Origin of the sequence: Hydrocoleum sp. CS-953, from assembly GCF_002260545.1 — a bacterium.
Classification (GTDB): domain Bacteria; phylum Cyanobacteriota; class Cyanobacteriia; order Cyanobacteriales; family Microcoleaceae; genus Trichodesmium.
Genome location: NZ_LGSU01001376.1, coordinates 1 through 11495, shown reverse-complemented (window position 1 = coordinate 11495; position 11495 = coordinate 1). Strand labels below are relative to the sequence as shown.

8 protein-coding genes and 1 pseudogene are annotated in these 11495 nt (G+C 39.6%); 7 read left to right on the top strand and 2 right to left on the bottom strand.

What is annotated here, in order from left to right:
* Positions 1 to 487: 487 nt before the first annotated feature.
* The 6 genes and pseudogenes from AFK68_RS26800 (at position 488) to AFK68_RS26780 (ending at position 4812) form a co-directional block, all read left to right on the top strand.
* Complete coding sequence (locus AFK68_RS26800; RefSeq protein WP_094676600.1) at positions 488 to 2113, top strand: calcium-binding protein; 1626 nt, start codon at positions 488 to 490, stop codon at positions 2111 to 2113.
* A gap of 92 nt (positions 2114 to 2205) precedes the next feature.
* Positions 2206 to 2379, top strand: a complete 174-nt coding sequence (locus tag AFK68_RS37440) for a hypothetical protein (protein ID WP_168186676.1) — start codon at positions 2206 to 2208, stop codon at positions 2377 to 2379.
* Positions 2380 to 2443: 64 nt separating this feature from the next.
* Positions 2444 to 3549, top strand: a pseudogene (locus tag AFK68_RS26795) (RNA-guided endonuclease InsQ/TnpB family protein).
* A 75-nt stretch (positions 3550 to 3624) separates the two neighbouring features.
* A complete protein-coding gene (locus tag AFK68_RS26790) occupies positions 3625 to 3825 on the top strand; it encodes a hypothetical protein (RefSeq protein ID WP_094676598.1) in 201 nt (66 codons plus the stop codon).
* Positions 3773 to 4042 carry a hypothetical protein gene (locus AFK68_RS26785; RefSeq protein WP_094676596.1) on the top strand — a complete coding sequence of 90 codons (270 nt, stop codon included), beginning with the start codon at positions 3773 to 3775 and terminating at the stop codon, positions 4040 to 4042. Before AFK68_RS26790 ends, AFK68_RS26785 begins: the two co-directional genes overlap by 53 nt.
* A gap of 146 nt (positions 4043 to 4188) precedes the next feature.
* Positions 4189 to 4812: a ribonuclease H-like domain-containing protein gene (locus AFK68_RS26780; protein WP_094676594.1), complete on the top strand. Its 624-nt coding sequence runs from the start codon at positions 4189 to 4191 to the stop codon at positions 4810 to 4812.
* Between the two features lie 279 nt (positions 4813 to 5091).
* On the opposite strand, the gene AFK68_RS26775 is transcribed toward AFK68_RS26780, so the two are convergent.
* The gene (locus AFK68_RS26775; RefSeq protein ID WP_094676592.1) at positions 5092 to 6642 is read right to left on the bottom strand and encodes a hypothetical protein; all 1551 of its coding nucleotides are present in this window, start codon (positions 6640 to 6642) and stop codon (positions 5092 to 5094) included.
* A gap of 57 nt (positions 6643 to 6699) precedes the next feature.
* Positions 6700 to 7179: a hypothetical protein gene (locus AFK68_RS26770; protein ID WP_094676590.1), complete on the bottom strand. Its 480-nt coding sequence runs from the start codon at positions 7177 to 7179 to the stop codon at positions 6700 to 6702.
* Positions 7180 to 7410: 231 nt separating this feature from the next.
* Here AFK68_RS26770 and AFK68_RS26765 point away from each other — a divergent pair, with 231 nt between their 5' ends.
* Positions 7411 to 11466 (top strand): CHAT domain-containing protein, encoded by a 4056-nt coding sequence (locus AFK68_RS26765; protein ID WP_094676588.1) that lies wholly within the window; start codon positions 7411 to 7413, stop codon positions 11464 to 11466.
* Positions 11467 to 11495 lie beyond the last annotated feature (29 nt).

The window sequence follows — 11495 nt, the reverse complement described above, 5'->3', positions numbered from 1 at the left end:
ATTTAGAATGACTGTAATTAATAATTAATAATTCATGATTTATTTTTGTCATGGATATTTTGAGCAATCCTATAAAAACATTTCGCCTTAAAATGTGATATTTTAGACCTAATTATTTTGATAAAAATAGCAGTAGACTAACACAACTAAAATTGTGCGTTACGACAGATTGCTAAATACCTTTCACAAGTAAAATTTTAGCCTTAAATACGCACCCTACAATAATGAACTATCATTTGAGAGTTGATGAAACATTTGATTCTCATTTTACGTCTACAAAATATATCCTAATAAAAATAGTAGGGAGGTTTTATAGAACTTCCCTACAAAAGTTTTAGAAGAGGGTAAACTAAAATAATAAATTATGACCAATAAATAAGGTCAATAGCCTCCCTTTTAAAGGAGATAAAAAGGAAATTTCGGATTTTCTTGGCTCCGACTTCAGTCTGAGTTACTGATAACTGATAACTGATAACTGATAACTGAAATGACAACCATTATAACCATCTCCCAGTTAGAATTAACATTAACAGAAATAGCAGGAACAATATTTTCTATTACTGGTAACGATACTTTTATTCTGACGGCAGATAATGGTCAAAACTTCTTTGTTGACCTGATAGATGAACTTAATACTTCAATCTTAGGTTTACAGGTTGGTCAGTCAGTTAGAGTAACAGGTTTTGTTAACATAGAAGATAATCGACTGAACCTAATTAATACAATTCTAATTAATCAAGATGGTACAAGACCACCACCACCAATTGTCGGTCAACAAACTATCTCTGGAACTGCTGGTTTTGTCGTTAATGATAATCAATTTATTCTCAATTCTAACGGTCAAATATACTTTGTTAATTTATTAAATGAATTTAATGCCATAGCATTAGATTTACAGCCAAATCAACCTATTACAATTTCTGGTTCTGTCACCTTAGAAAATGGTAGAATAGATGTTAATAGTTCTAGCATTGTAGATGGTGTAAATATTCCGACTCAGCCTCCTTTTCTCCCCGATGGAGAATTTCCACCCGGTTCAATTATTGGTAATAATACTCCTCAATTTATTCAAGGTACCCTTAACAGTGATACCATTTTTGGTCTTGGTGGCAATGATACTATTGATGGTCAAGCAGCTAATGATAGTCTATTTGGTAATTCAGGAAGTGATAGTATTGTTGGAGGAATAGATGATGACACTATTTTTGGCAATGTCGGAATAGATACTATTGACGGGCAAGGTGGTAATGATAGTATTCTGGGGAATGAAGATAATGATATTCTGGCTGGTGGTGAAGGCAATGATACTATCCGGGGTAATACAGGTAGTGATGAAATAGATGGGGGAGATGGTGATGATAGTCTTCGCGGTAATGTCGGCAGTGATAGTATTTTTGGGAATTTAGGGAATGACACTATCTTGGGGAATGAAGATAGCGATCGCCTAGAAGGTGGAATAGGAAACGACAGTATTTTTGGTAATGAAGCTAATGATAGTGTTTTTGGGAATGAAGGTAATGATATTATTTTCGGCAACAGAGATAATGACCGTTTGGAGGGTAATTCAGGTAATGATACTATTCGTGGAGGAAAAGGTAACGATCTAATTGATGGTGGTTTTGATTTAGATTTTATCCTAGGAGAGTTGGGTAATGATGAGTTGAGTGGAGGAGAGGGTGATGATTTAATATTTGGTGGTAAGGATGATGATTTTCTTGATGGTGGTGGGGGAAATGATACTCTTAGTGGAGACCTAAGCGATGATACCATTATTGGGGAATTGGGTAACGATTTTATTATTGGTGCAGGTCGTGAGTCTGGAGAAAATGAGATTGATTTTTTGACAGGTAGTGCCGGAACTGATACCTTTGTTTTAGGTAATAGTAATGTTGCATTTTACAGTTTTGCTGGTAGTAGCGACTATGCAATAATTACCGATCTGAATAATTTAGAAAATGATAGAATGATTGCATTTGGTGGTGATGGAATTGTTTTAGGACCTGCTTCTGTAGGTACGGATCGAGGTACAGGAATTTTTGTGGATGGAGATTTAATTGCTATTGTGCTAGGGGTAACAGAGTCGGAGATTCAAAGTGGGTTGATTTTGATATAGAAGAAGTTGGGGATGGCGATCGCTTTTTTGGAAAATTGAAAGAGTGACTTATCTTGTATAATTGTTAAAAGAAAAACCAATTAACGAATTAAATGAGCGGAATTAATCGTCCAATTGTTCTTGACTCCACACAGGTTGCCAAGCATTTGCCAGATACTCCTCAAATGCAAAGACTTTTGAGAAAAGGACGTGCGGCTCATGTATTTAACGATGAAGCTACTATGAACCAGGTTGCTCGGACTATAATTGAAAGAGGAGAGAATTGACTTAATCAAAGAATAACGATATAATACGTTAAAAAGCATACCATTATACTGCCAATACGCATAAATGAAATCCATCAGAACTAAGCTCAAACTGAATAATAAGCAGAAAAGCCTGATGGCTCAACACGCAGGTTATAGCAGATGGTGTTACAACTGGGGGTTAAGTTTGTGGAATGCAGCTTACAGGGATGGTTGTAAACCTAATACCCGTAAACTCAGAGAAGTTTTTACCAATCACACAAAACCTCTTTATCCTTGGATGAAAAACTTGTCTTCTAGAGTTTATCAATACGCTTTCATCAACTTAAGTGAGGCATTTAAGAGGTTCTTTTCCTTCGGAATGCTTCGCAAACAAGGGTTGGGTAAACACCCAAGATTTAAGAAGAAAGGTAAACATGATTCATTCACCATAGATAATTGTGGGAAACCGATAGAACTAAATGGTTGGAATCACAAATTACCTTTTATTGGTGTTGTCAGAACTTATGAACCAATTGAAGCAACAACTAAAAAAATAACCATTAGTAGGCAAGCAGGTGATTGGTACTTAAGCTTAAGCTATGAATTCACTCCTACTTCAACACCTAAAACTATTGATGTAGTAGGTGTTGACTTAGGTCTAAAGACATTAGCAACTTTAAGTGATGGGAAACTTTTTGAAAGTGTAAAGTCTTACCGTAAGTTTGAAGCCAAGCTTTCGAGATTACAATATATTAATCGCAATAAAATAATTGGCTCTGCTAACTGGAGGGCAGCACAACTTAAAATTGCCAAGCTACACACCAAAGTAGCTAACATCCGCAAAGATGCACTTCATAAATTGACAACATACTTAGCCAAAAACCACGGCACTGTTGCAATAGAAGACCTAAATATATCTGGGATGTTAGCCAATCATAAGCTAGCTAAAATCAGTTAGCAGATAGTGATTTTATGAGTTTAGGCGACAGCTTGAATATAAGTGTCAATGGTACGGATCTGAGTTGGTAGTCATTGATAGATTTTTCCCATCCTCAAAGACTTGCTCAAACTGTGGTCACGTTCAAGATATGCCATTAAATCTGAGAACTTATGATTGCCCAGAGTGTGGGTTGTCAATCTTATTGAGATTTAAACGCCAGTATAAATTTGAGAGATGCGGTCGGCTTGACCGTGAATGCTTGTGGATGAGTAACCGCCGACGGCCTCAGTTGTTTGCGTAGCATTCCGTAGGAAAGCAGGAAGTAAACATTAAAATGTCACATTATGACGTTTTATATCGGTTTTATGAAGCAGTTTACTGATACCGTTAGGGGTTATGACCGCTATGGAATGCTGTTTGTAGAACCCATTGATTATAGAATTAGTCCTGACGGTAGTCGCATTGCACTTTATTATGGCGAAATCAAAATTAATGACAAAAACCAATACCATGTTATCCCCAGAACTCGACCTAGTGAAAGATAATTGGCAATTTAGCGAGGTATGGATAGATCCTGCTTTGTCTCCTCCTTATCTGCTTTTGTTGCTCGGTGCCTCAGATGGAAGGTGTCACGTTTACGATCCGGCTGAGGGCTATCGTCTCATCTTTAAGAGCGATAATTATGATGAGGCTCAGTTTTGGTTGCTGGAGGATGAGTATGAACCCTTGCAAGGAAGACTTAAAGCTTCGGAGTTAATGTAGGGGAATCTGGCGATCGCTCTTTTAGTAGATCGCCCGTTTGTAGTAAAGACTTTAGTCATATAGGGTTGGTGGTAGGTTCCAAATTACTAGCCTACTAAGGTATAATTGCTAAGTCTGAAAAAATATTAGTAATTATCAGGTGAACAATGAGTGATTTTCAAGTGTGCGATCGCGATTTAACTGAAACTATGTTATCTGATTATTTGCAAGCAGATAGTATTGCAGTGGATACAGAAACAATGGGTTTATTACCATCTCGCGATCGCTTATGTTTAGTCCAGTTATGCGACTCTCAAGGCAAAGTTACAGCTATTCGTATTGAAAAAGGGCAACAAGCAGCACCGAATTTAAAACAATTAATGGAAGCAACTGGAATAGTTAAAGTATTTCATTTTGCCAGATTTGATGTAGCAATGTTGCAGCATCATTTAGATATAAAAGTTTCCCCTATTTTCTGTACCAAAATTGCTAGTAAGTTAGCACGAACTTATACAGGAAAACATGGTTTAAAAGAGTTAGTAATGGAGTTAGAAAAAGTAGAATTAGATAAATCTGCTCAAAGTTCTGACTGGGGAAATGCAGTTAATTTAACTGAGGAACAATTGAGTTATGCTGCTAATGATGTGCGGTATTTATTGAGTGTTAGGGAGAAGTTAATTGGGATGTTAAAACGTGAGGAAAGATGGGAGTTAGCACAGCAATGTTTTGAATGTTTGCCCGTATTTGTGGGATTAGATTTATTGCAGTATAAAGATATTTTTGAGCATTAATTTAAGTTAGGTTCTGTGGAGCAATATTTGTCTTTTTTCTGCTATTTTTAATACAAAAAGATGGGGCAATATTGCTCTGCAATGCCAACCTACATTAGGGGCGAATGGCATTCGCCCTCTAATGTAGGTTGGGTAAAAACCTAACCCCCCGACCCCCTTCCCTGCAAGGGAAGGGGGAGCTTCTCCCCTCTCCTTGTAGGAGAGGGGCTGGGGGAGAGGTCTTCATTGACTCGCTCTTTACCCACAAAATAAAATATGCTACTACTCTAATATTTTCAGTCATCGCCGAGAACGTTGCTCCCATTTTTTGGCTATCTTCCACCATAGTTTAACTCCCACTATACCAATAACGCTGGCACCCAAACTCAATATAATTGAGATTCCTCCTGCTAACCAGGGTTCGGGTACTGAATATTTAGACAGAAACTTGCCTACTGGATGATGACTAGCTCTGGTACTACTATTGACATAAGGAAAATGACCAGAAATAGAGGCAACGCTGGCACCCGCACCTAATCCCACACCGATAATAGCGACAAGTTCTTGAAAGTTGCGATCGCTCTCTGCTTGTTCTATTTCTGTGATGCCACGAATGGAGTTTATTAGGTCTTCTAATAGTTTTAAATTGGGGCTAAGGTTGGCATAGTCTTTTTGCATTTGCAGCAGATATTTTTCGGTTATTTCTTGAGGGAATTTTTCGAGAAATTTGAGGTCGGTTGTGACTCCGGGGGTAGTTATCAAACGAGCTAATATTGAAGAAATATCTTCTCCATTTATTGTTAGTTTGGAAAGTTGGGAAATTGGAGTGGGAATGTTTTCTGGTAAGAGATTTTCCAGGGCTTTTGATGTGGCTTTTTCTCTGATTCTATCTAAGCGTCTTTGGTAGTTGAGCAGATTAATTTCTATGGTGCGGATTTGACTGTCGAAATAGCCTAAATTAATTGAATAGTTATATAAAGTTTTTTGAGATTTTACTAATATTTCCTTTAGTAGTTTGAGATTTAAACTAGGGTTTTGATGTTTCTGGATTTCTTGGATATATTGTTGAATTTTTACGGCATCTTTTTTGAGTAATTCTTTCAGATAGCGACTCTGAGCATAAGCCCACAAAATTTTGTGGCGGTAACAAAGTAAACGGAGCAAATCAAAGTTAAATTCTGCTGCTTTTTTGGCTGTTTGTTCGTTGGGATAGAGAGAAATTATCAGATGATTATTTGTCTGGATTTGTTCAATAGTTGGTGGTGAGGAAAAATCTATATTTTCTGACATGGTAATGCCGTATTGTCGTAATTCAAAGATTGTTCCTCCTAACAGTTTTCCTTGACCTGGCAAATCTTTTTCCCAGTCGAAGCCAAGATTTAATGTTTGGCAGCATTGTTTGGCGATTTCTTCTGGGTTTTTGTTGTTAGCTAATTCGGCTAAAACTAACCAAGTTTGTCCGAGATTTCCTGTTTGAATTTTGCCCGATGAATCTTTGAGTTTGGCTTCGATTTGGTTTTTTAGTTGGGCGATGCTGTTGGTGGGATGACGAGTTTTATTGTTAGGAAAGGAAGCGGCTATTAGTAGTCCATAAGTATCATTGAGTCGGACTGGATAATAATAGCCTTCGTCGGGAATGTCGTCGCGAAAATACTCAATTCTTTGTGTCAAAAGTTCGAGGTATTCGGTTTCTATTACGGTGTCGAGATTAAATAGGGAATTGTGCAGATATTCGGGTAATTTGGAGGCAAATATTTTGCGATTATTTTCTAAGTCTTCTTTGCTTTCTCCTAAACCTTCTCGGAGGTCGTAAAGAAATAGAAATAGGTTGGGGTAAATGAAGTCAGCCATTTCAGTTATCAGTTATCAGTTAACAATACTTTCTACTGAAGTAGAAGGCTTGAAATACTAAGTTTTCTGGTCATTTTTTAAAATAGGCTGGTTAAGAAATTGCCAGAGTTTTTCGAGACTGGTGAGTTTTTTGGTGGTTTTTGTCGGTTCTGGATTAGTTAATATGACGACTACCGTATTATCGATTTCGTTGCTTTTTTCGTCTGGTTCCCCTTCAAAGTAGGCGCGTCTTCCACCTTCACTTTCTGGGGGTAGAACATTTTCTAATTCTGCGCTGGTGGGTAGCAAGTCGGAGGGAAGTGGGCTATCCAAGGCATCTAGTTTGACTTTGGCCTGTTGATATAGTTGGCTTAAGGCATCATTGGCTTGAATAATGGCCATTAAATCGTCTTCTATGAAGTCCCAGTCGTTGGGGTTTAATTGCAGTTGTTGGCCCACCTCTGCTAATTCCTCCCGTTCGTCTTCGCTAAGTGAGTTTTTGAGGTTTTTCAAAGCTAATAAAAAGGCAAGTATAGTATTGTCAATTGTTGTATTCATAAGTCCAGATAACTAAGAGGTTGAAATAAACTTGCTCCACGGTAAAAGAGTGGCGGATATTAGAAACAATTAAATATTAAGAACAATTAGTATTAAATCCGGATAATTAGTCGTAATACTGCAAATTGGGTTAAGGGGTAGCCCCACCTAATAAAAGCCTATATTTGTTGGGTTAATTTTCCTTAACCACAACTCATTTTTTACCAGTATTTTCCTAGGATTGATATCACTATGCAGCAAGAATTTATCAACTTAATCTTAAGATGGCAATTATGGCAATTGCTTACCTGTAATAATTGGGAAGAAGTTAACCAAGTTTTGAGTAACAATCAAGAATTAATTGTACCGGGATTATTGCCAATAATGGCGGAGGCAGCAGAAGACCTCGCGGACAATAATAACCCCAATCGTGCCAACTTTCTTTTCAATCTCACCCTGCAACTGGGGGAGTTGCTCGGCAGTTCTCAAATGCCTCTCACAACTAGAAAGCAGACCGCAGATGCTTTGTTCCAGATAGGAATTAGGTGGTATCAAATCAGCCTATTTCCGTTCGCCCTCCAATCTTGGCAACAGACTCTCACCATCTATCGAGAAATCAAAGACCGTCAAGGACAAGCAAATTCTTTGGGTAATTTGGGTAGTGTTTACCTTTCCCTGGGTGAATACGAACAGGCGATCGAGTTCCACCGGCGACGTTTAGAAATCGCACGAGAAATCAAGGACCCTCTAGGACAAGCAAATGCTTTCGGTGATTTGGGTAATGCTTACTATTCTCTGGGGCAATATGAACGGGCGATGGAGTCCCACCAACAGTCTTTAGAAATTGCACGAGAAATCAAATACCCTCTAGGACAAGCAGTTTCTTTGAGTGGTTTGGGTAGTGTTTACTGTTCCCAGGGGCAATACGAACGAGCGAGCGAGTTCCACCAACAGTCTTTAGAAATTGCCCGAAAAATCAAAGACCGTCAAGGAGAAGCAGTTTCCTTGGCTAATTTGGGTAGTGTTTACTGTTCCCAGGGGCAATACGAACGGGGGATAGATTCCTATCAACAGTCTTTAGCCATTAAGCGAGAAATCAAAGACCCTCTAGGACAAGCAAATTCTTTGAGTAATTTGGGTAGTGCTTACGATTTCTTGGGTCAATACGAACAGGCGATAGAGTGCCACCAACAGTCTTTAGAAATTGCTCAAGAAATCAAATACCCTCTAGGACAAGCAGTTTCTTTGAGTGGTTTGGGTAATGCTTACTATTCCCAGGGGCAATACGAAAAGGCGATAGAGCGCCATAAACAGTCTTTAGAAATTGCACGAGAAATCAAACACCGTCAAGGGGAAGCAAATTCTTTGGGTAGTTTGGGTAGTGTTTACCGTTCCCTGGGTCAATACGAACAGGCGATAGAGTGCCACCAGCGACATTTAGAAATCGCACGAGAAATTACAGACCGTCAAGGGGAAGCACGTTCTTTGGGTGATTTGGGTCTTGCTTACAATTTCCTGGGGCAATACGAAAAGGCGATAGAGCGCCATAAACAGTCTTTAGAAATCGCACGAGAAATCAAATACCGTCAAGGAGAAGCACGTTCTTTGGGTAATTTGGGTCTTGCTTACAATTTTCTGGGGCAATGCAAACAGGCGATAGATCTCTATCAACAGTCTTTAGAAATTGCCCAAGAAATCAAAGACCGTCGGGGACAAGCAATTTGTTTGCTTGTTTTGGGTAGTACTTACAGTTCCCTAGGGGAATACGAACAGGCGATAGATCTCTATCAACAGTCTTTAGAAATTGCTCAAGAAATCAAATACCGTCAAGGACAAGCAGATTCTTTGGGTAATTTGGGTAGTACTTACAGTTCCCTACAGCAATATGAACAGGCGATAGAGTGCTATCATCAGTCTTTAGAAATTGCGCTAGAAATTAAAGACCTTCGAGGACAAGCAGATTCTTTCCGTGGTTTAGGTGCTGCTTGGAGTTCCCTAGGGCAATATGAACTGGCGAAAGGCTTCTCTCAACAGTCTTTAAAAATTGCGCTAGAAATTAAAGACCCTCGAGGACAAGCAGATTCTTTCAATAATTTGGGCACTGCTTGTAGTTCCCTAGACCAATACGAATCGGCAATTGAGTTCTATCAAAAGTCTTTAAAAATTTCGCGAGAAATCAAAGACCGTCAAGGAGAAGCCAGTTTTTTGGGTAATTTGGGTAGTGCTTACGATTCCCAGGGGGAATACGATCGCGCAATTACCAACTTCCAAGAATCCCTAAAAATCGCAACTCCCAAAACAATGCCTGTAGAATCTGCTAGAAATGCCGGAAATCTAGGCTACCTCCACTTCACTCAAGGTAAATGGCAAAACGCGATTGCAGCTTACACCCAAGCCATAGAAGCCACAGAAATATTAAGAAATGCAGGACAAACAGATGATCGCCGCCAAGAAATCCTCAAAAATGCCATCCGTGTCTATGCTAATATCATCCAATGCTTCGTCAATACTGGGCAATACCCTCAAGCATTAACATACGCCGAACAATCTCGCAACCGCCAGTTAGTCGATTTAATGTACGGCAAAGATGTCTATTATCAAGAAGAAATGCCTCCAGAAGTCGCTGAGTTATTACAGCAATATGAACAGAAACAAAGACAAATAGACAATTTACGATTTAATAATGAATCCCGCAACTACAAGCAAGAATTGGTAGGTGCTGCCAACTCTAGACAAATTAGCGCTTCCTGGCAAGCAAGGAACGACCGCATTACGACCTTAGAAGCAGAAAAACAGGAAATTTACGGCAAAATTCGCAAATTAGACCGAGTATTAGCAGAAGGTTTAGCAGTAACCCCTTTAGAATTTGCCCAATTGCAAAATCTGGTGCAGGATAACCCCACTACTGCTCTTGTCAGCTTTTTTAGCACCGACGAAGACACCTACGCTTTTATCCTAGTAGGCGATAACGTAGATTTGCATCGCTGTGGGCAAGGTTACGATCAGTTGCAAACGTGGTTGCTTGAAAACTGTTTCCAGCCTTATGTTTGGTCTGGGCAGCCTAAGAGCGATCGCCCCTCTATACCGACAATAGTCGCGGCAAAGTTGTTGGGATGTGACCCCAATACGATCGCTTCTGTAGAGGTAAAAAATCAGCCAGTAGGGATTTTATTCAAAGATGGCAGTCGCCGATCTATAAATAAAGAGGAATTTAAAAAATTAAAAAAACAGCTAATTTATACCTATGACTGGCATCAACAAATGCCATCAAACCTCAAAGAAATTAGTCAGCGGTTGCAGTTAGATAAATTAGTAGAGAAATTAACAGGCATCGAAGAATTAATCGTCATACCCCACTTGTACTTACATCAAATACCCTTCGCCGCCTTACCCCTAGCAGATAACCAATATCTCGGCGATAAATTCCTCATCCGCACCGAGTCTAGCTGCCAAACCCTCGACTTCTGCACCCAACGTCCGCCCATATCCACCCAACCCCCCGCTTATGGCATCGTCGAAGATACCCAAGAAGACTTGCCATGCAGCAGTTTTGAAGCTCAAAAAGTCGCACAAATATATAACGTTGCCACCGATAAATATCTCCAAGGCACCACAGCAACCGTCAGCACCTACAAACAATTATTACAGCAAGTACAAGGATTATTATCCAGTCATCACGCCAAATCTCGCTTCGACAACAGTCTGGAGTCTGAATTAATCTTAGCTGATGGCAGGATTACATTGAGCGACTTATTATCTCCCGCCTTCCGCTTCCCCGACTTAGACGAAGTATTCCTCTCCTGCTGCGAAACCAATCTCGGTACCACAGAAATCACCGATGATACCATGACTTTAAATACAGGTTTTTTATGTGCTGGTGCCAGGGGTGTTATTAGCTCCTTGTGGGCAGTAGATGACTTGGCAACATCATTGTTTTCGTTATTTTATCATCAAAAACGAAAAGCAGGTTGGAATCGTCCCCAAGCGTTGCAAAAAGCTCAACAAGATTTACGGCATTTAACAGGGAAGGAGTTTGAGAGGGAATATTATCAAGAGTTAGAGCAGTTGCTGAATGAAAAATTACAGCTAGCATCTCAGAAGACAGCCGCTGCAAAACAAAAGCGCGATGGTTGTGCGGAAAATGCTCCAGAGTATGAACAGTTGCAGGCAGAATATGAGAAGCGGGAGCGGTTGGAAGAGCGGATATTGAGAACTAGAGATCAACGATTAAAAGCAGTCTGTCAACAAGAGCATCCATTCGAGCATCCCGAATATTGGAGTGGGTTCATTTGTGCGGGTTTGCGTTGATTGGGAGATGGGGGGATGGGGTGATGGGG